Below are 19,412 nucleotides of genomic sequence, written 5' to 3'. Positions count from 1 at the left end.
TTTGCATACATGACACAGCACGCATACACCAACGCACTTATTCACGAAACCAGCCCTTATCTGCTTCAGCATGCGCATAACCCGGTAAACTGGATGCCGTGGAATGCCGAAACGCTTGCCAAAGCTGAAGCCGAAAACAAACTCATGCTGGTGAGTGTGGGTTATTCGGCCTGCCACTGGTGCCATGTAATGGAGCACGAATCATTTGAAGATGAAAAAGTGGCGAAGCTGATGAACGAACATTTCATCTGTATCAAGGTTGATCGTGAAGAGCGCCCGGATATTGATCAGGTGTATATGACGGCTGTGCAGCTTATGACCGGACACGGAGGCTGGCCGCTCAACTGTTTTGCTTTGCCCGATGGCAGGCCGCTTTACGGCGGTACTTATTTTCCGAAAGAACGCTGGGTGAATGTACTGATCAATCTGGCCGAACTGTGGAAGAATGAACGCGAAAAGTGTTTTCAGTACGCCGAAGAATTAACAGCCGGTGTGCGACGTGTGGAGCGGTTGTTGCCGGAAGACGGCGAAAAGGAAATTACCGCCGAGCGGCTCGGGCTTTCGGTGGAGCAGTGGTTGCTGCGTGTGGACAATGGTGAAGGCGGACCTAACCGCGCGCCCAAATTTCCGTTGCCGAACAATTATCTTTTTCTGCTGCGTTATGCGCATCATACCGGGCGCGAAGATGTATTGCGCCATACGTTGCTCACACTCGATAAAATGGCCGATGGTGGTATTTACGATCAGGTGGGTGGCGGTTTTGCGCGTTATTCAACTGATCTGCTTTGGAAAGTGCCGCATTTTGAAAAAATGCTGTACGACAATGCGCAGCTTGTATCGCTTTACAGTGAGGCTTACCGTATGACTGGCCACATGCGTTACCGCGAGGTGGCCGAAGAAACACTTGCTTTTGTTCGCCGTGAACTTACCCATGAAAGCGGAGCATTTTTCTCGGCGCTCGATGCCGACTCGGAAGGTGAGGAGGGGAAGTTTTACGTGTGGCGCGAAGACGAGCTGAAACAGCTGCTGGGTGCAGATTTTGGATGGTATGCTGATTTGTATAATGTAAACAGCATTGGCCATTGGGAGCATGGCAATTATATTTTGCTTCGCCGCGAACGCATGGAGGCTGTTGCGGCGCGGCATGCAATGACCGTGCATGAGTTGCATGCAAAAAGCAAAACAGTAAATGCCATGTTGCTTGATGTGCGCAACCGACGTGTGCGTCCGGGGCTCGACGATAAATCGCTTACATCGTGGAATGCCATGATGCTGCGCGGCTGTGTGGATGCATATGCAGCTACAGGCGATGAGGAATATCTGCTCACGGCATTGCGCAATGCGCGTTTTATCCGCTCGGCACAGCTCCGTACCGATGGTGGTTTGTGGCACAGCTGGAAAAACGGCCGCAGCACGGTAAACGGCTTTCTCGAAGATTATGCGTTTGTTATTGATGCTTTTACCGCACTGTATCAGGTAACGTTTGATGAAGACTGGCTGCAACTGGCCAAACAGCTTACCGAATATACGCTTGCACATTTCAGCGACGATGAAAACAACCTGTTCTGGTTTACTTCAAACGAAGATCCGGCGCTGATTGCGCGCAAGCAGGAAATTTCCGACAATGTAATTCCGGCTTCCAATTCGGTAATGGCGCGCAACCTGTTTTACCTCGGGCATTACTTCGGTAATGCTACATGGACAAATCGGGCAGCTGATATGCTGCGCATGATGCAGCGCGAAATTATCGGCTACGGTGCAGGCCATTCAAACTGGATGCTGTTGCAGTTACATTTCTGCTTCCCCTTCCGTGAGCTGGCAGTGGCCGGTTTTACCGCTTCCGAAACCTGCGTGGCTTTGCGTTTACAGTATCAGCCCAATATGCTTGCCGCCGGAAGCCTTTCGCCCTCTGCTCTTCCGTTGCTCGAAGGGCGTGTAAAGCCGCAACAGAAAAAGGCCTACGTGTGCGAAAATAACGCCTGCCTGCAACCTGTGAATACCCTGGAAGAAGCATTAGCCCTACTACGCAACGGTTAAATACACAGGTGCCTGTTAATAAAACATCAACCGGAATGATGTGCTTCCGGCTGCCATGGGCAATCTTTGTAAAGTGATGCAAACTGTGGTGTTTGCATGGCTGCGTGTGTATGGGTTTCAGAATTTTGCGGCTTCTCGTTTTTACGCTCTGTTGCTTTTTTCAGGCATCGGCGCAGTTATTCATCCCTGTCAGCGATGATCCTTTTGCCGTGCCTTTTGCATTTAACCGCGATAGCATTGTAGCCAATAAAATCAGGTTCATCAATATTGCCATTCAATACAAACCTGATCAGCAGCTCATCAGCGATAAAGGGCTGCGCGAGTATTATCAGTTCGATTCACTCGGCAATCTGAAACTATACTGGCGCAATCGTGTGCGCACCACCCGCACCGAAGAAATTGTTATTCCTGCCATTTACCGCCGTGGCCGCCGCATCCGTCCGGAACGTATTGAGTATAAAAACTTCTATGTATATGATACCATATTTGTTCACTACGCATACGATAGCCTTAACCGCCTGAACATGCGCCGCCTCTGCGATGGTGATTATTACAATACATGGTATTATACGTGGAACAAAGACAACACACTGGCAGTACGCATACACGTGCGTGAAACAAATACAGGCCGCAATCACGCCAATTTTGTGCTTGGTGTGCAAACCGTAATCTCCGAAGAACAGTTCCGGTATGAACGTTATTCGCCGCGTCAGCTTACACAAATTGCACTTAACGACGAAGGTAAGCCCTACCGGCAAATGATTTCAGATTACGACGAGGCTGGCCGTGTGCTCGAAGAACGATTGTCGTTTATTGTAGGCGGACATTACAATACGTACAGGTATGTGTATGACAGTCTTGGACGTTTGAGCAGCCGGCTGTTTTCAATGACGGGTATAAATTCCGGTGAAGAATTGCTTAAATACACGAGAGACAGTCTCGGACGGCTTGAACATGTAAGGTTGTATCAGAATGCGGTGTTGCATGACGAATACACATATCTCTATCAGTCGGTTTCGTCATTACCGTATGCATTTATCAACCGGCGCCATCAGCAGCAGGGGATTGATATTGTGAAGTTGTTTTACAACGAGCCCGCAGAAGAAACACGCTCCCGGAATTAACGTTCGCCGGCAAGCCATTCTTTGAACTGTGATGCTTTTTCGCGGCTTACAATTACCTGTTCGGGAGGAGCGGGGTGGAGGTGAAGATGCAGTTTCCCGTTAAAACCGTTTTCAGCGACCTTCACTGTTTTTATACCGATAATATACTGGCGGTTGGCACGGTAAAACTGTTCGGGATTAAGCAGTGTTTCCAGTTCATCAAGCGTATGGTCACAAATGTATCGCTGGTTTTGAAGCGTGTGCAGAAACACGAGTCTGTCTTCGGTCACAAACCACGCAATGTCGTCGCCGGAAACCGGTAAAAGCTGCGCTCCTTTGGTTACCAGAAAACGATTTTTATAGGAGATATTTCCCGAACGGATTTGTCTGATAATGTCTTGCCATTGCGGCATCTGAATTCCATTGTTGCCTGAACTGAAAAGCCGCTGGTGTTTTTCCAGAGCTTTATTCAATGCCGCTCTGTCAATGGGCTTGAGCAGATAGTCGATACTGTTGAGTTTAAATGCGCGAATGGCGTATTCATCAAATGCAGTGGTGAAAATTACCGGACAGCTTAGTGTTTTCTGCTCAAATAAGTCAAAGCTGAGCCCGTCTGCAAGTTGAATATCGGCAAGAATCAGATCCGGTTCCGCAATCCGTTCCAGTCGTTGAATGGCTTCGCTTACACTGTCGGCAGTCCCTGTAATTACGGCCTGCGGTAGTATTTCTTGTACTAATTTGGTGATACGTCGTAGCGCCGGCGCTTCGTCTTCAAGTATGAAAATATTCATCGTTGTGCAGGTTGAAGTAAGGGAAGCACTACACTGAAAAAGTCATTGTCCTGATTAATACGCACCGGTTTGGCGCCAAGCAGCAGGTAACGCTGTGTAATACTACTCAGTCCGAATCCGCCCGGTATTTCCGGTGTGCTCTTTTTCTGAAGTACATTTTTCACGGTAAGTTCACCCGATGAATCACTGCTGATAATCAGTCGAAGTGGTTGTGCCGAGGAAATTACATTGTGTTTAATGGCATTTTCCACCAGCAGTTGCAATGCCAGCGGAGGAAGGTGAAGCTGTTCTGAATGCAGGTCGGTATGTATTTCGGCTTTCAGATGATCGCCAAACCTGATTTGTTGCAGATATAAATACGCCCTGATGAAATCCAGCTCTTCCGAAAGCGCCACCGTGTTTTTTTCGCGTGCCTGAAGCACATAACGGTACACCTGTGATAGTTGCTGTACAAACTGCACAGCCTGCGGTGGCGACTCCTCAATTAATGCGGTTAGCGTATTTAAACTGTTGAACAAAAAATGCGGATTGACCTGACTTTTCAATGTTTCAAACTGCGAAAGGATATTCTGACGTTTCAACTCCTGTGCTTCCAGAAGACTAAGTCTCCATTGCTGGAAAAAATAAACACATTCGTAAATCGTTGAGATGAAAAGCGTAATTGCCAATCCGATAATGGTATTGATAATTACGGGTTTCAGCGGAAACTGAGCGCCATATTTGAATAAGCCGTAGTTAATGCAAAAGCCCGACATAAAGAGAATTGTGAGCGGAATGCCAACCCCCAGCTGATAAATGATTCGTTTTCGTGTATTCGGCAACCCCGGGAATTTAGTGCGCAATTTTATTACCAGATACCGGATAAGATGCCAGAGCGAAAAGGTGAAAAACAGGGAGAGCAGAAACGATTCGAGATAGCTCACCATATTTCCTCCCCGGCTCATCAGCATGCCCAGCAAACCTACCAGCGGAATACCAATGATCCGCTCGCGCAGATCATTGATTTTTTCCGATGTTTTATTTTCCGTGGTACTCATTAAAATGTGATTTTGTATTGAGGAATTACCAAAAAACCGGTCTGGTAATTGGTTTTTATACTGTTGCTGGCTGCATTATATTCCTGAGTAAATACGTTTTTGTTGTCGGTAATATTCAACAGGTCAATGGCCCAGGTTTGGGTAATGTGTTTTCCGTTGCGTGTGTACCCAACGCGCAGGTCTATACGGAAATAGTCGGTGTATCGCAGTTCATAAGCTCGGCTATTATCATACACTGCTTCTCCGGCAAGCGATGAGGCATTCAGGTCGATAGGGATGTAACGTTTTCCACCGGCGGCATTGGTGCGCAAATCAAGTGAAAGCATATTTTTTGCTCCGAACTTAAATTCTTTTCCGCCCAGCAGGTTCACTACGTAGTTGCCGTTAAATGCTGTATTTCGTTCGCTGCTGCCAAAACTCGTGTATTTCGATTCGAAGAGCGAAACGGTGGTGAGGAAATACCAGCCTTTGTTGTAAAAACGCTCGGCAGTGAGTTCAATGCCGTAGTTGCGGCCTGTGCCGTTGTTTACGAGACTGTCAGTGTTGGGTGCGTTGAAGTCGGCACCTTCGTTTAAGCCAGAGTAAATTGATACGCGCTCAAGACCGGGTACTTCATACAAATGCTGGTAGTAGGTTTCTACTTTGATGCGTGCATTTTTTCCTAACGTTCTGTCCCAGGCCAGCACCGCATGAATGCTTCGGGTAAAGCCGAGTGCTTCGTTAGTGCGCAGGTAACTGCCATCTGGCAGATAAGTCTGGTTGAAGTACGTGAAAATGGTTTGCATCTGGCTGTGCAGGCCTGAGCCGAAACTGAACGCATTTTTCTCGTTGTATTGCCAGCGCAATCCCACACGCGGCTCAATGCTCACCGAATTGTTGAGCAGCAGCTGCTGGTAGTGAACGCCTGTGTTGAGGGTAAGTAAATCGGTAAACTTGTGCTGCCACTGTGTATAAGCCTGTATAAGTGCAGTGCCGTCTTCCGTATCGCGCAGGCGGCGAAATGTAGTGGCTGTAATGTTGGTGCTGTCAAGCAGTATGAAATTCAACAGATCAGCATATACGCCGGATTTAAGTGTGTTGCGTGCGTTGAATTTAGTGACTACCGTGTAATTGCCCGTAATGCGTGTCTGGCTGAATTTACTGCCATAGCTTGGCCAGAAGGAATTGTCGGAAAACGAAACCGAATCAAGGCGCACTTTGTTTTGCTGCAGTGTTACACCAATATTCAGTCGGCCGTAGGAACGCTCGCCGAAAGAAATGATGTGAGTAAAACCACCTACACCCATATTGGTACGGAAATAAGTGTCAAATCCGCCAATGGTGTAAAGGTCAAGCTGTGTGGTGTCGCGCTGGCTGTCGAGCAGTTCAATGTAGCTGAGGCCGCCAATGCCCCACACTGAAAATGTACCGAGTTTTTCGGTGGGGAAATTCAGCTTGAACGAAAGATCCTGATACTTTGGAACTGCGGTGCCGGTGCCAAAATTTATGCCCAGCTGTTTGAAAAGTACGAGTGTGGAATAGCGGTAGTTCACCAGAAACGAAGCATTGTGCTTTTTGCTCAGTGGCCCTTCAATTCCCCCTTCAAATCCATTAAATGCAACCTGCCCCAGAAATTCAAATTTCTCGTTGTTGCCGTTGCGCAGTTTCAGATCAAATGCGGCAGCTGTGGCATTGCCGTATTCAGCCGGAAAAGCGCCCGACATGAAATCCGAATTGTCGAGTACGTTGTTGTTCAAAATGCTAACTGGTCCGCCGGTACTGCCAAACGAGCCGAAGTGATTCGGGTTCGGAATATCCAGTCCGTTCAGGCGCCAGAGCACACCCAGCGGCGAATTTCCGCGCACCACTACATCATTTCGCGAATCCTGCGCACCACTCACACCGGCGTAGTTGGCCGCCATGCGCGACGGGTCGCCGAGGCTTCCTGCGTAACGCTGTGTTTCTTCAATTGAAAACGAACGCGAGCTTACCGTCGCCATTTCATTGTTGGGCTTTCCTTTGGAGTCCTGTGCAGTAATCACCACTTCTTTTGCCTGCACCACAGATTCTTCGAGTTCCACGGTAAGCACCACTTCTTTACCTGCGCTTACCACAATGTTCATGGCACGTTCGCGGTAACCAAGCAGTTTAAAGCGCAACAGGCGGCGGCCTACTTCTACATTTTCAAAACGAAAATTTCCCGCCACATCACTTGCCGTGGTGCGCAGCGCAGAACCACTGTCGCCCAGAATAACCACCACGCCGGGCAACGCCGCCTTGGTTTGGTTGTCAATTACTTTTCCACGAACGGTTTGAGAGGGCGTTTGCGCTGCAACGGAAAGGGGCAGTGCAAAAACGAAAAGCAGAAGGTGAAAAAACGTTTTCATTGCGAGTTTGAAGTTATTAAATGCGTTTCAATTAAGCAGTAAACCAAGACCAAGCGTAATAAGTGCGCCCGAAAGCAGCAGTGCTCCCGCCCAAAGCAGGGCAATCCACTTATTGGGCTTTTCGGCATTTTTATGCCCTGCAGCGGCAAAAAATCCGCCGCTCACCAGCAATGCCGAAGCACCAAACGATGCGCGCAGAAACCATTCCATGCCTGTTTCATACTGCACGGCCTCAATAAGCGGCTGTACAATCAATGCCAGCAGCACAAGCACACCCGCATGCGCATGGCCGGCCCTGAACATCGACTTTTGAAATGCCGTGAGCGGCAAGGCTATTGAGCCTGAAAGTACGCGAAGCAGAAAACTGCCTCCGAAAGCTATCGTGGGCACCGTAATAAGCAGGATGCCGCACATGAGTTGAGTGTTTGGGCTTAAATTCATGTGGCAAAAATGAACAGGCATTTCAGCTTCCCCAACCACCTGCTGCGCGAACCGTAAAAAAATAACCCCGAACCGTTTTAATCGGTTCGCTCATCTCCCGAAAAACTAAAAACCGGCGACACATAATTGTGCCGCCGGTTTTTAAACGGGGGATGTAAGTAATATGATGTTAATGCGCCACTACAAACTGAAGCACGTCCTTGTGGCTGCCCGACGAAATTTCGGCATAATACATACCGTTGTATAAGGTGCGGGTATCAATATAGGCCAGCGTGCTGCCCTGATTTAGCTGTGTTTCCTGCACCATGCGGCCGGTAGCGTCAAATATTTTTACACTCAGGTTTGAGGTAACCAGACTGCCGGCCTGTACAATGGCAAATTCGTTCGACGGGTTGGGAAAGAGTTTGAACTCCAGCTGCCCGAATTCGGCTTCATTCAAGCCCGACGGCGCGTTGTACACTGTAACCGGCTCGTTGATGCTGGTTACTTTTGTTACCGTTATTGTACCGTAAAATGTAGGTCCTACCGCGTACGGATAAGCCGAATTCCAGTTTGCATCCACCGTGCAGAAGTACGCATACGTGCCGTTCGGGTATTCGGGGGTAACACAAAAACGGCCGTTGTGTTCATCTAAGTAATCGGGATCGTTCGGATGGGCAATGTATTCGTAATCTTCGCGGTAGCGGCCCAGCGGATAGGTGCTGTTCACCGGTGGCCCGTCGGTTACATCGCTGCCGTCGGCATAGTGTGTGCGCACGGTAATGTTGCGCAGCTGATAGCCTGATTTCATGCGTACAATGCCTCCTGTGCCGTTGGTGTTCAGGTAGCCGTATGCCCCGTAAATCGGATAGCCGTCATACGCATAGCCAATAAGCGGCGCGTGAACAGTGCTGTCAATTACATACAATCCGTCGGCATCATAAGTGGAGCAAATGGTGGAAAGCACGCTGAGATCAAGATCAAAGGCCGACGGGTTTTGATGATGGTGATAGTTACCCATAGCCGGATGCCCTTTTGCACAGTCAAAGCCCGATCGTTCGGCCACCACGGCATCGCGGTTCCACACACCGTCGCCCGGCGGGCCTTGTATCGGGCCGCCCTGCTCGGTGCCCGATGCGTTGCGCCACGACACACCGTCGCGGTAATCAAACAAGGCTACTCCATTAATAAATACACCAATATTTCCCGGCGTGGTGCTCACCGGTGAGCCGGTGTTGGGTTGCGGATTTTGCGGAATGCGGAAAATAGCATTCTGGTCGCTTGCCTGCGACGGATTACCGTCCAGAAACGGGCCGGTAATGTAGGCGGGAATGCCGTTTGTGCTCACATATACCCAGTTGGTGGAATATTGCACACTTTGCACATTGGCTACAATGTTGTTGTTTATGGGTGTGGAGTTGTTCTGTACATAGTACTGGCCCGTAAGCGTGGTGTTTTGCAACCAGCTCGTAATTACGGGCCCTTGTGCCTGAGCAACTGCAGTAATGGCAAGCGAAACAAAAAGGAATTTACTTTTCATTGGTGGCAGGGTTTGGTTTATTGCTGTGACGATGAAATTTCTGGCATCCTTCGCGGAGAAGTGAATATTTCTTTCGGATAGGAAAATGCTGGGTTGTAAAGGAATTTTTTATCGGTAAGGGTGAGGAGAAATGCGGTGAGATCTACTTTTTCGTCAGGTGTGAGTGTTATTGGTTTTTGGAGTGATGAAGGAAGATTTTTATGCTGAACGACGCCCGATGTGTAATGTGTAAGTACTTGCGAAAGGCGCGTAAATCGCCCGTCGTGCATGTATGGAAAGGTAAACTCGATGTTGCGCAGTGTGGGGATTTTAAATTGCAATGAATCGCTGCTGCGGTGCGTAATTGCGCCCCGGCCAAAATCGTTAAGTGTGGTGTCAACCGGAAGCCCGTTGCTGCTGAATGCGCCGGTGGTAAAAAGCGGCTCGCGGTGGCACGTGTTGCAATGTGTTTTAAACAGCGCATAGCCGCGCGCCTGCTGCGGATTGAAAGTCGCTTTGCCGGCTTTCACACTGTCGTATTTCGAATTGGACGAAATAAGTGTGAGCTGAAACTGCGAAAGGGCAAGCAGTATGCGCTGGCCGGTTATGGCCGAATCGCCGAAAGCTGCAAAAAACAAGGCGGGATAAAGCGGCGAAGCATTCAGCTTTTTTATTACACCCGGCAGCGTTTCACCCATTTCTTTCGGGTGTGTAATGGGTGCCAGTGCCTGCACGTCGAGATGGTTTACCGCACCATCCCACATAAAACTCCGCTGCCAGGCCAGGTTCATCAGCGCAGGTGCATTGCGTGTGCCAACCGAATCATAAATGCCGTGGCTCAGGGCATGGTCGGCATGCGCAAAACCATTGTACTGCGAGTGGCAGGAGGCACATGACACCGCATTGCTGGCCGACAGAAGCGGGTCGTAAAACAGCGCACGGCCAAGCTGCACGGTTTCACTGCGCAGTGCATTGTGCCTGAAATCATACACCGGCTTCGGAAAGTGTGCAGGCCACTCAGGCCCCGGCTCCCAACTGCGGAAAGCCACAATCACTGCGCATAGCAGGCAGAGTATAACCGTGCTTCTCCTCATGGCCTTATCGTAAACATGCCCGCTGCCGCCCAACTCAGCTCCACTGCCTGCGCGCAGGGCGACATTACCGTTGGGCTGCTTTTCACATCGGCAGTTTCAAAAAAATGCCCGGCGTTAAACACAATTGTAGTGTTGCTGCTTTGTGCGCAGGGCAACAACACTTCTTTAATGGTGGCATACGGATATGTATAGCCGCCCAGGTGATAGTGAAACTGCTTTTTTCGTGTGGTGCAGTTTGCGGACCGGCCTTCCAGCTTCAGATTAATGTAGCCGCTCTGCCAGGCCCAGTACATGCCGTTTGCCGGGTCAAGGCATCCGCCCAGTGCGCCCGAAGTATTTGTAATGCTGTCGGTGCCTAAGCAAAACGTAATGGCATCCCACGTCACACTGTCGGGCAAAGTAAATTGTAATTGCTGCGATGCACTGTCGGCGGCATCAATCAGAAACACGCTGCTGCCGGTATCAAAAGTCACCTTATCATCGCGCAAAAACTTTATTTGCGACACATAAAACCGGCACACATCTATGCGTACGCTGTCGTGCGTGGCGGCGTGGTAGTATGTTTTTTCAAGTATTAATTTTTCGCTGCCAAAAACCGGCATAAAATTAAGCAGCGTGGCAGCAGCCCGCACAGTTTGTGCAAGTATGCAAAAGAATATGAGCAGTGCTGCTTGTTTCATCGTTCGTGCGGCGGCGGCGGTGGCGGGCCGGGGCGGTTGAATATCGACGATAATTCGGGTACGAACGAATCAAAGGCGGGCAACTGTTCGGGCCTGCACAATGCGCGAATGCTTTTGAAATGCAGAAAGTGAATGCGCTCAATGCGCATTTGCTGCTTTGCCAGTTCGTTCAGCAGCGAATCGCTCATCACTGCATCACGTGTGTTCAGTGCCAGGTATAATTCGCGGCGCAGGTTCATTATAGAATCGTCCTGCGCATGCAACGCCTGGCGGTGCTCATGAATGAGTATTTCAAACTGTCCGGCCTGTTTTTCATCAAAATTCAGGCGGCGCACAATTTTATCTTTTGGCCCGTGGTGTCGCGGCGGGTGGTGGCGCCTGTCGCCAAAGGCAAACACAAGCAGCACCACGTTCGCAGTAAGCAGCAGTACAATGAGGGTAATAAAAAGCCGGTTCTTATTCATTGTACAGATAATTGGAAGTAGAGGAGAGTCCGCTTGCGCTTTCGCTGTAATTTTTTTGTGCGGGGAAAGCCACCAGCGCCACATTTACAGCCAGCAGCACCACCGCTGCACCAAGCATGGTCCATGCCAGGGCCGGCTTCATGTTCATCTGCACGCGGGTTGCAATGCGGGCCTGTATGCGTGTCCACACATACGGCGATATTTCGGCGCGTTGCAGCGTGGTTAAAAGTTCCAGGTCGGTTTTCATGGCTTGTATGCTTATTCAGTTGAACGTTTTTCGTGTGCAGTTCCTTCGGCCTGCCCCAGTTTTTTTGAAAGATTTACCTTGGCCCGCTGCACCAGCGATTCTACGGCCTTGGCTGTGGTGTTCATTATTTCGGCAGTTTCCTGCTGGCTGCGGCCTTCTATTTTCATCAGTATCAGCGCCGTCTTCTGGCCGTCGGGCAAATCATTTATGCAGCCGAAAATGCGCTGCAGGGCTTCTTTCTGCTCCAGTGCCGCGCCGGGGTGATTAAATTCCGAATGCAGCTGCACCGTTTCCCGCCCGTCGTCGCCAAACAAGGCCGTAAGAAAAGCAAACCGCTTTTTCCGCTTCCGGCTTCGTATAAAATCAAGCGATTTGTTTATCGTAATCCGGTACATCCACGTACTCACCGCCGCCCGCTGCTCAAAATTGTCCATCGACTGATGCACCGCCAGAAACACATCCTGTGTAATTTCCTCTGCATCCTCCACGTTTTGTACATAGTGAAGCGCCAGGTTGTACACCATGTTTTTATAGGCTCCGTAAAGCTCTTCCAGATTCAAAGCGGCGCAGTGTGGTTTGGGAGTAAAAAGGTAATTAAATGTTCGTCTCACTGGTGAGACGTTTTACAAAAAGTAATCCTTCGCCTATTTAGCTCAAGTACAAAAAATAATCTGGAGCGAATCAGTTGTGCAATCTAAAAACCGCTAGGCTCGGGCTTTGCGCTCCAAGTGCTCGGTAATTTCTACAAAAAACATCCTGTATCCTGCGCGCTTTCCTCCCGCAATTTCTGCGGGAGCAATCCCGGCTGGAAATTCAAACCGTCAGGTGTTTCAAACAACCTGCGCACCCCCGCCCCCCGAACGCACCGGCCCGGGCTGGAACGTTTTCAGGTAAAAAGGCTCAAACCACGCAATATCTTCCACCTCGCCTGCCGCCAGCTTTTTCAGTGCGGGGGCAATCAAATGCCGGGCAGCAGGCAGCACATTGCTGAATTGTGCATTGGCAAACGGCTCCAGCAGCGGCCTGCATTTGGGCATACCATCACCGGCAAAAAGTACGGTTTGCTTTTCCAGCACAGCCGTAAAACTGCCGGCATCCACCACCAGCGGCGCCGTGGGCTGCACTTCCTGTAAATCGTAGTTGTAAATGGCATGATATACTTCCATACGCCGCGCATCCAGCATCGGACAAAGCAAGGTGCCCGGCGCAGCCCCGGCCTGCATGCCATGCGCCAGTGCTTCAAGCGTATTCACCGCCAGCAGCGGAATGTTTAGTGCATAACAAAAACCTTTTGCGGCTGATACGCCAATGCGCAACCCGGTGTACGAACCAGGCCCCTTGCTCACACACACCGCATCCAGTTGTGAAAAAGCAAGACCGGCTTCCTGCATAATTTCTTCGCAAAATACAGTAAGCCGCTCGGCATGCACGTTCGCTTCGTTCACCGTACGTTCGGCCAGCAGCTTTTCGCCATCAGAAAGGGCTGCGGAGCATACGCCGGTGGCGGTTTCTATGTGGAGAATGCGCATGGGTTTATTCCGTATCCGTCACCAGCTCATTCTTCGATACCTTTTCCACCGCCGCTCCGTTAAACAGCTTGGTACGTATCGCACTAAACGGCGCACTCACTACTTCATCCCCTTCCTTCAATCCCGAAACTATTTCAATATACTGATTGTCCTGCACGCCGGTTTTTACGGCCACTAACTTCACTTTTCCTTCGCGCAGCACAAACACACATTCCACCGGCTCACGGGTTTCTGTTTTTGTTTCGCGCTTGTCGCCGGTTTCCATGGCCGGGGGCGGACCGCCGGCATCGCTGCCTTTGGCAAGCTCTTCGTCAGTGCCTTTTTGTGCAGCCGTGTCAGTACGTGTGGTTACTGCCTGAATGGGCACCGCTATGGCATTTCGCACCGAGCGGGTTTGTATATCCACCGTGGCCGACATGCCGGGCAGGAAAGGATAATCGTTGGGGCGGTCGGCTTTCATCAGGTCTTTGTACGACTCGCGCAGGATGCGGATTTTAACCGAGAAGTTGGTCACCTGATCGGTGTTCAGGCCCGATGAGGTGGCCGAGTTGGCTACTTCGGTTACAATGCCTTTAAACTTGCGGTTGTCGTGCGCTTCCACTTCAATCAGCGCCGTGTCGTTCAGGTGTACGCGCAGAATGTCGTTTTCGTTTACATCCACCTGCACTTCCATTTCAAGCAGGTTGGCAATGGTTAAAATTACTTCACCGGCCATTTGTGCGTTGCCCAGCACACTTTCGCCTTTGCGTTTGGCAAGTTTTGAAATGGTGCCTGAAACGGGTGCGTAAATGCTGGTGCGCGTTAAATTTTCATTGGCTTCCTTGAGTGATGCGGCGCTGCTGCTTACACTGAACTCGGCGCTGCGGGCGCTTTCGGTTGCTGCCTGCACATCGGCTTTGGCGGTTTCAAACTGCACCTTGGCGGTTTCAAACTCGGCATCCGAAATGGCTTTCTGATCGTGCAGTTTTTTGCTGCGGTTAAATGCCAGTTCGGCATTGGCAAGCTGCGCTTTCGACTGGGCAAGGCGGGCTTCGCTGGTGGCCTGATTGGCGCGTGCGCCGTTTACCGTGGCCTGCATGCGTTCCACTGCCGATTCATAAACGTTCGGGTTAATACGCAGCAGCAACTGACCTTTCTTTACCGTGTCGCCTTCTTTCACCAGCAGTTCTACTATCTGCCCCGACACATCTGAAGTAATTTTTACTTCCTGCTCGGGCTGCACCTTACCGCTGGCCGACACCAGTTCAGTAATACTGCGTCGCGACGCTTTTTCGGTAGCCACGCGTATGGCCTTGCTGCCGTCGCCTTTTACAATCATCACCACTACAATGAGGGCGACGATTAAAATTCCGCTGATTATCAGAAAGCGTTTCATAGACGTAATTTGAATCAGAAGGTAAGTGGTTTGCCCTGGTAAAAATCGAGGACTTTAAGTTTGAGAATATAATCGAAACGGGCCTGCAGCAAATCGGCTTTTGCACGTGTCACACGGTTTTTTGCCGTGCCGTAATCAATGGCCTGGATGGCGCCGGCTTCAAAGCGGCTCTGCGCATAGGTGAATGCTTCTTCGGCAGCACCCAGCGCGGCTTCTGATGCTTTTACACGTTGCAGCGCAGCCTGCGCATCGGTGTAGGCTTTGTCAACCTGCTGGCGCAGCTGCTGCTCCTGCTGTTCGAGTGTGAGTCGCGCATTTTCCTGCTGTATGCGGGCGCGTGTAATGGCGGTGTGCGTTTGCAGGTTGTTGAAAATGGGCACCGTAAGCTGGAAACTGATTACGCGGTTTACGTTGTTCCGGTACTGATCCATAAACGGTGTTACACGCGTTTCGTAGCTCAGCTGCGGCACATATACAATATCGCCGGTTGATGTAAATCCGATGGCGTTGCTGCCCGATACGGAGGTGCTCAAAATATCACGGGCCAGCCCCGAATAACCCGTTCCGAGCGAGCCCTGCACACTTAAACGCGGACTCAGCGCGCCATAAGCAATTTTCAGTCCGCGCTCGGCGCCGCGCAGGTCAAGTTGTGCTTTCTTAATCATGGGCATGGTGCCCATGGCAGTCTGGTAAATTTGAGCGGGCGAATTGGCTGCAATGTTTTCCGAAGGCATCGGCAGGTCGGGCTTCAGAATGCGAAAGCCTTCGGTGCTGTCAAGGTTCATGAGCTGGGTGAGGCTGAGGTAGGCCATCGTTACATTATTGCCCGAATTTACGCGGGTGAGTTCTTCCTGCGCAAGTTGCGCCTGCAGATCAAGCAACGGACCTTTTGCGCTAGCTCCGGCATCCACTAATTTGCGTAGTCGTTCAACCTGAGTAAGTGTAAGTGCCACCTGGTCTTCGGCCACGGCAAACTGCTCTTCGGCAAAAAGCACATTGAGGTAGGCCGTAGCTACGTTCAGGCTTATGTCGTTTTGCGTTTGTGCCACCTGCGCCTGTCCCGCCTGCACAGCATACTGGTTCTGGCGTATGGTGTTGTAGTTCTGTCCGCCGGCAAAGAGTGTAATGTTGCTGCTCACAAAAAAGTTTTGCGAAAGCACGGTACCATCGGCAAACGTGTTGGTAAAGCGGTCAACCGTGCGGCCAAACTGGTAGCTGTGCGCGGCCGTGGCATTGAGGTTGGGCAGCACATTGGCCTTGCTTTGCTGCAAATTGGCCTGCGCCAGATCGGCATTGAGGCGCGTTTGCTGCACCTGTATGTTGTGGCTCAGTGCGTATTCAATGCATTGTTGAAGATTCCAGGGCTGGCCGGCTGCCGGAGTGGCTGCCTGTGCCATAAGCACGGCCGGAGTTATCAGCGCGATACACAGTGAAGAAAGCAGTTTGCGCATGTGTAGATTTTCAGAGACATGCAAAGGTACAGGAAAGCAGGCAATCAAACCTGATTAATACACTTATATGAGATAGTTTTGAATTGCGCCATGTATTCATGTGTAGCTCTTGCTTACCTTTAACAAGTGAATTTCCTCGCACACTTTTATCTTTCAGCCAACAGCGAACCTTTACTGGTAGGCAACCTCATCGGCGATGCCGTAAAAGGCCGCAGTCTGGCCGCCTTTCCCGAGCCTGTGCAGCAGGGAATACGCATGCACCGCGCCATCGACTATTTTACCGATACGCATCCGGCTGTTTCGAAAAGCAAAAACAGGCTGCGTCCGCATTTCAACCACTATGCCGGTGTAATTACCGATGTGTTTTACGACCACATCCTTGCCACCAACTGGAGCGATTACTCCGACGAGCCGCTTGAAGCTTACACCCACCGCATTTACGGTTTGCTTGAGCGGCACTGGCTGCTGTTTCCGCCACGCATTCAGTTTATGTTTCCCTACATGAAACAAAACAACTGGCTGCTCGGCTATGCCGGTATTCAGGGCATTCACCGCGCCCTCAGCGGTATGGCCAAACGCACGGCATTTGTGTCGCACATGGAAGAAGCCGCAAAATTTCTGGAGCGCGATTACAGTTTTTACAAACAGGATTTTGAAATTTTCTTTCCTTCGCTTGTTGAGCATACACGGGCATTTCGCGAAGAAGGTTTGTAGGGATAAAGCAAACATAATCTCCCGTTCATACCGGCTTCATTTTGCGCAATGAAATTTGCAGGCAAACCTCAGTCACTATGTTTGTTTCTGCCCTTACGCTTGTTCTTGTATGCCTCGCCGTGCTGGCGCTTGCGGTTCTTCCCTACGAAGTAAAAGTGGAAGATTATACTGATGTGGCCGGTATGGAAACCGATTGTCCGGTGCTTAATGATACGCTTGTAAGTCCGCAGCACAGCGCAGCCTGAGTTATTTTTCGCGGAAGCGTAAAAATGCCAGCAGGGCAAGAATGCAAAGTATGGCGCCGGCCACGCCGGTAAGCCTTAGTCCGTGGTCGTTTCCGGGGTCTTTACCCAATACGGCCAGCGTGGCAAACACGGCAATGCCCAGCGTTTGCCCGAGTTTTACCACAAAGTATTTTACGGCAAAGTAAAGTCCTTCCCGGTTTTCGCCGCTTAGTTCGGCATCGCGGCGGGCAATATCGGCCAGTATGGCGGGGGGTAAAATGCCCAGCGCGGCAAGCGGAAAAGCCGCCAGAGCCGCAAAGGCAAAGAGCTGTACTTTGGCTGCTGCCGGAAAATGCCCCAGCCCGTACACACTGCCGCACACTGCTGCCAGCACGGCAAAAGCCGCCAGCACTAATTTCTTTTTACCCAGCCTGCGCGCCAGCCAATTGATGAGCGGGTAAAACAGCAGCGATACACCCACCATAGATGCCATGAGCACCACGCCAAACGACTCGGGCTGGCCGGTAAGCACGGTTACATAATACAGCAGTCCGCTTGTAATTATGTACAGCGCCATGTAGTAGGCAAAATCGGCCACAATATATATACGGAACGAAGCATTGCTCAGCGCCGAGCGTATGGCCTTAAACAACGGCTGGTGCGCAGGCTGTGCGGTGCAGTATTTGCGTTCGTTAATAAACAGCACGGGCAGCAGCAGGAAAATTCCGGCCAGCACACTCAGCACGGCAATGGCCGCCTGCAGGGCTTCGCGGCGGCTGCTCAGGCTAAATGCATCATACAGCAAAGCCGCAAGGTTGTTGCTGAATGCCGAAATCACAATGCCCAGCGTAAAACCCGCCTGCTGCAACGTCGAAAGCCGCACCCGTGCCTCGGGCGTGTGAGCCAGTTCGGGCAGCAACGCATTGCAGGGAATGATGTAGGTGGTTGACGATACAAAAAAAAGCACCAGCGAAATGCCCAGCCACCACGCATTGGCGTTGGAAGCGGCATCGGAAGGCGGTGTAAACACCAGCACACACGTCAGCACCGAAGGCAGTATGCTCCACATCATAAACGGAATACGCCGCCCGCGCCGGTGTGTGCTGCGGTCGCTCCACTGCCCGATGAGCGGATCATACACCGCATCGCCCAAACGCCCCGCCGACGTAATTACCGCCAGCAAACTGAATACACCCAGCACCATTATCTGAGGTAGTAGCGGCTGCCAGCCTGCATTGTCAGGAGGTAAATAAAAATAAGGCAGCAGCACACCGATAAGATTAACCAGAATACTCCACCCGGTCATACCCGATGCATAAACCAGCTGTAACCTTAACGGAAAATGTGCATGTGCCTGCATAAGCGTTTACAAGATTACACTTTTGATAGTGTGTTTCAATTATTTCCGGCGCATAAATTCCATTACCTGAAAAAAATCTAACTATACATAGGGGTGTAATTAGTTTTTCCGGTCATAGCAGTAAACAAGTTAATTATACAGCTATGAAAACCTCTTTTCCCCTCACGCTTGCGCTTATTACAGCATCACTTATTGTTACTCGCATTCAGGCTCAGGAAATTGCCACAGCACAACCGGGCAATGTTATTTTGCACATTGCCGATATAGGCATCGGTGGCTGGAATGGTGTTAAAATAGGCGGCGACTATGTGCTTACCGCTAAAACAGCTACGCAAACCAAACGCGGGAAGTTGCCGCAAACGGTGCTCAAGAACACACATCTTACATTAAATTATTCACTTTTCTACCGCCGTTTAAATCAGGCAAACAGCATGCTAACCATTGGTTATCAGTTTCAGAAAACACGGCAGAGTGGCTGGTTTACCAGTATTGAACCTATGTTCGGGGTGCGCCGGGCCTTTGGTGCTTCCACAGAAAACAGTAACTGGCCGGGCCTCTTTTCCGGCACATCAAATCGTCGTCTGGTAAGTGGTGTGTCATTCGGTGTGGGGCGCGATTTTTCAATAGCCAAACGTCCGCTGCCGGTTAGTGTGTATTCAAAATTTTCGGTTTATGGTTCGGTTCCGCGTTTCAGGGTTTTTAGTGCCACTTCTATGGTTGAAATCGGGGTAAGTTATAATATGGGTAGTATTTTTGATCGTAAGAAAAAGTAAGGTTTCCTTTTTTTAATTGTAGAAGCCCCCGTTCGCATCGCAGCGCGTTCGGGGGCTTTTTCTATAAGAGCTTGTTAGGATTTTTTATTGCGCTTTGATTTTACAGGATTTTTTGGCCGATTGAGGCGCTTTTTGAGTCAATACCTGTCCCGACAGTATTGTCGGGATTGGCGAAAAAAGCAACGAAGAGCGGTCAAAAAAGACGCAAAATCATTAGTAAGAAAAAAT

The 19,412-nt window shown here is 50.4% G+C and carries 19 protein-coding genes; 5 read left to right on the top strand and 14 right to left on the bottom strand.

Annotated elements, in window-relative coordinates; genetic code table 11:
• Positions 1–9 precede the first annotated feature (9 nt).
• Positions 10–2,037 (top strand): thioredoxin domain-containing protein, encoded by a 2,028-nt coding sequence (locus IM638_18940; GenBank protein ID MCA6365115.1) that lies wholly within the window; start codon positions 10–12, stop codon positions 2,035–2,037.
• A 209-nt stretch (positions 2,038–2,246) separates the two neighbouring features.
• The gene (locus IM638_18935) at positions 2,247–3,161 is read left to right on the top strand and encodes a hypothetical protein (GenBank protein MCA6365114.1); all 915 of its coding nucleotides are present in this window, start codon (positions 2,247–2,249) and stop codon (positions 3,159–3,161) included.
• Here the strand turns inward: IM638_18935 and IM638_18930 are convergent.
• The 13 genes from IM638_18930 to IM638_18870 form a co-directional block, all read right to left on the bottom strand.
• Positions 3,158–3,931, bottom strand: a complete 774-nt coding sequence (locus IM638_18930) for a response regulator transcription factor (protein ID MCA6365113.1) — start codon at positions 3,929–3,931, stop codon at positions 3,158–3,160. The genes IM638_18935 and IM638_18930 overlap by 4 nt on opposite strands.
• A complete protein-coding gene (locus IM638_18925; protein MCA6365112.1) occupies positions 3,928–4,968 on the bottom strand; it encodes a histidine kinase in 1,041 nt (346 codons plus the stop codon). Before IM638_18925 ends, IM638_18930 begins: the two co-directional genes overlap by 4 nt.
• Positions 4,968–7,334, bottom strand: a complete 2,367-nt coding sequence (locus IM638_18920) for a TonB-dependent receptor (GenBank protein ID MCA6365111.1) — start codon at positions 7,332–7,334, stop codon at positions 4,968–4,970. The genes IM638_18925 and IM638_18920 overlap by 1 nt, the downstream gene beginning before the upstream one ends.
• Positions 7,335–7,361: 27 nt before the next feature.
• Positions 7,362–7,775, bottom strand: a complete 414-nt coding sequence (locus IM638_18915) for a hypothetical protein (protein ID MCA6365110.1) — start codon at positions 7,773–7,775, stop codon at positions 7,362–7,364.
• 169 nt (positions 7,776–7,944) lie between these two features.
• The gene (locus tag IM638_18910) at positions 7,945–9,294 is read right to left on the bottom strand and encodes a YHYH protein (GenBank protein ID MCA6365109.1); all 1,350 of its coding nucleotides are present in this window, start codon (positions 9,292–9,294) and stop codon (positions 7,945–7,947) included.
• A 17-nt stretch (positions 9,295–9,311) separates the two neighbouring features.
• Positions 9,312–10,367: a c-type cytochrome gene (locus tag IM638_18905; GenBank protein MCA6365108.1), complete on the bottom strand. Its 1,056-nt coding sequence runs from the start codon at positions 10,365–10,367 to the stop codon at positions 9,312–9,314.
• Positions 10,364–11,047, bottom strand: a complete 684-nt coding sequence (locus IM638_18900; protein ID MCA6365107.1) for a hypothetical protein — start codon at positions 11,045–11,047, stop codon at positions 10,364–10,366. Before IM638_18900 ends, IM638_18905 begins: the two co-directional genes overlap by 4 nt.
• Positions 11,044–11,511, bottom strand: coding sequence for a periplasmic heavy metal sensor (locus IM638_18895; protein MCA6365106.1), 468 nt, complete (start codon positions 11,509–11,511; stop codon positions 11,044–11,046). Before IM638_18895 ends, IM638_18900 begins: the two co-directional genes overlap by 4 nt.
• A complete protein-coding gene (locus IM638_18890; GenBank protein ID MCA6365105.1) occupies positions 11,504–11,758 on the bottom strand; it encodes a hypothetical protein in 255 nt (84 codons plus the stop codon). The genes IM638_18895 and IM638_18890 overlap by 8 nt, the downstream gene beginning before the upstream one ends.
• 11 nt (positions 11,759–11,769) lie before the next feature.
• Entirely contained in the window at positions 11,770–12,282 is a 513-nt protein-coding gene (locus IM638_18885; protein ID MCA6365104.1) for an RNA polymerase sigma factor, read from the bottom strand.
• Between the two features lie 306 nt (positions 12,283–12,588).
• On the bottom strand, positions 12,589–13,287 hold the full coding sequence (tsaB, locus tag IM638_18880; protein MCA6365103.1) for a tRNA (adenosine(37)-N6)-threonylcarbamoyltransferase complex dimerization subunit type 1 TsaB: 699 nt from the start codon (positions 13,285–13,287) through the stop codon (positions 12,589–12,591).
• Positions 13,288–13,291: 4 nt separating this feature from the next.
• Positions 13,292–14,662 (bottom strand): efflux RND transporter periplasmic adaptor subunit, encoded by a 1,371-nt coding sequence (locus IM638_18875; GenBank protein ID MCA6365102.1) that lies wholly within the window; start codon positions 14,660–14,662, stop codon positions 13,292–13,294.
• A gap of 14 nt (positions 14,663–14,676) precedes the next feature.
• Positions 14,677–16,113 carry a TolC family protein gene (locus IM638_18870; GenBank protein MCA6365101.1) on the bottom strand — a complete coding sequence of 479 codons (1,437 nt, stop codon included), beginning with the start codon at positions 16,111–16,113 and terminating at the stop codon, positions 14,677–14,679.
• 126 nt (positions 16,114–16,239) lie between these two features.
• Here IM638_18870 and IM638_18865 point away from each other — a divergent pair, with 126 nt between their 5' ends.
• Entirely contained in the window at positions 16,240–16,827 is a 588-nt protein-coding gene (locus tag IM638_18865) for a DUF479 domain-containing protein (GenBank protein ID MCA6365100.1), read from the top strand.
• Positions 16,828–16,904: 77 nt separating this feature from the next.
• Complete coding sequence (locus IM638_18860) at positions 16,905–17,072, top strand: hypothetical protein (protein ID MCA6365099.1); 168 nt, start codon at positions 16,905–16,907, stop codon at positions 17,070–17,072.
• Position 17,073: 1 nt separating this feature from the next.
• On the opposite strand, the gene IM638_18855 is transcribed toward IM638_18860, so the two are convergent.
• Entirely contained in the window at positions 17,074–18,411 is a 1,338-nt protein-coding gene (locus tag IM638_18855; GenBank protein ID MCA6365098.1) for an MFS transporter, read from the bottom strand.
• 143 nt (positions 18,412–18,554) lie between these two features.
• On the opposite strand from IM638_18855, the gene IM638_18850 reads away from it, so the two are divergent.
• Positions 18,555–19,184 carry a hypothetical protein gene (locus tag IM638_18850; GenBank protein ID MCA6365097.1) on the top strand — a complete coding sequence of 210 codons (630 nt, stop codon included), beginning with the start codon at positions 18,555–18,557 and terminating at the stop codon, positions 19,182–19,184.
• The last annotated feature ends 228 nt before the right edge of the window (positions 19,185–19,412 follow it).

Source organism: Bacteroidota bacterium, from assembly GCA_020402865.1.
GTDB lineage: Bacteria > Bacteroidota > Bacteroidia > Palsa-965 > Palsa-965.
Note: the sequence above shows the minus strand (reverse complement) of the source record. Positions and strands in the feature narration are given on the sequence as shown.

What these genes read in the sequence shown, in the direction of transcription:
- IM638_18940 (MCA6365115.1), top strand. Translation starts at nt 10, where the DNA reads ATGACACAGCACGCATACACCAACGCACTTATTCACGAAACCAGCCCT.
- tsaB (MCA6365103.1), bottom strand. Translation starts at nt 13,287, where the DNA reads ATGCGCATTCTCCACATAGAAACCGCCACCGGCGTATGCTCCGCAGCC.
- IM638_18855 (MCA6365098.1), bottom strand. Translation starts at nt 18,411, where the DNA reads ATGCAGGCACATGCACATTTTCCGTTAAGGTTACAGCTGGTTTATGCA.
- IM638_18890 (MCA6365105.1), bottom strand. Translation starts at nt 11,758, where the DNA reads ATGAAAACCGACCTGGAACTTTTAACCACGCTGCAACGCGCCGAAATA.
- IM638_18905 (MCA6365108.1), bottom strand. Translation starts at nt 10,367, where the DNA reads ATGAGGAGAAGCACGGTTATACTCTGCCTGCTATGCGCAGTGATTGTG.
- IM638_18895 (MCA6365106.1), bottom strand. Translation starts at nt 11,511, where the DNA reads ATGAATAAGAACCGGCTTTTTATTACCCTCATTGTACTGCTGCTTACT.
- IM638_18930 (MCA6365113.1), bottom strand. Translation starts at nt 3,931, where the DNA reads ATGAATATTTTCATACTTGAAGACGAAGCGCCGGCGCTACGACGTATC.
- IM638_18910 (MCA6365109.1), bottom strand. Translation starts at nt 9,294, where the DNA reads ATGAAAAGTAAATTCCTTTTTGTTTCGCTTGCCATTACTGCAGTTGCT.
- IM638_18870 (MCA6365101.1), bottom strand. Translation starts at nt 16,113, where the DNA reads ATGCGCAAACTGCTTTCTTCACTGTGTATCGCGCTGATAACTCCGGCC.
- IM638_18915 (MCA6365110.1), bottom strand. Translation starts at nt 7,775, where the DNA reads ATGAATTTAAGCCCAAACACTCAACTCATGTGCGGCATCCTGCTTATT.
- IM638_18875 (MCA6365102.1), bottom strand. Translation starts at nt 14,662, where the DNA reads ATGAAACGCTTTCTGATAATCAGCGGAATTTTAATCGTCGCCCTCATT.
- IM638_18860 (MCA6365099.1), top strand. Translation starts at nt 16,905, where the DNA reads ATGTTTGTTTCTGCCCTTACGCTTGTTCTTGTATGCCTCGCCGTGCTG.
- IM638_18850 (MCA6365097.1), top strand. Translation starts at nt 18,555, where the DNA reads ATGAAAACCTCTTTTCCCCTCACGCTTGCGCTTATTACAGCATCACTT.
- IM638_18920 (MCA6365111.1), bottom strand. Translation starts at nt 7,334, where the DNA reads ATGAAAACGTTTTTTCACCTTCTGCTTTTCGTTTTTGCACTGCCCCTT.
- IM638_18925 (MCA6365112.1), bottom strand. Translation starts at nt 4,968, where the DNA reads ATGAGTACCACGGAAAATAAAACATCGGAAAAAATCAATGATCTGCGC.
- IM638_18885 (MCA6365104.1), bottom strand. Translation starts at nt 12,282, where the DNA reads ATGGTGTACAACCTGGCGCTTCACTATGTACAAAACGTGGAGGATGCA.
- IM638_18900 (MCA6365107.1), bottom strand. Translation starts at nt 11,047, where the DNA reads ATGAAACAAGCAGCACTGCTCATATTCTTTTGCATACTTGCACAAACT.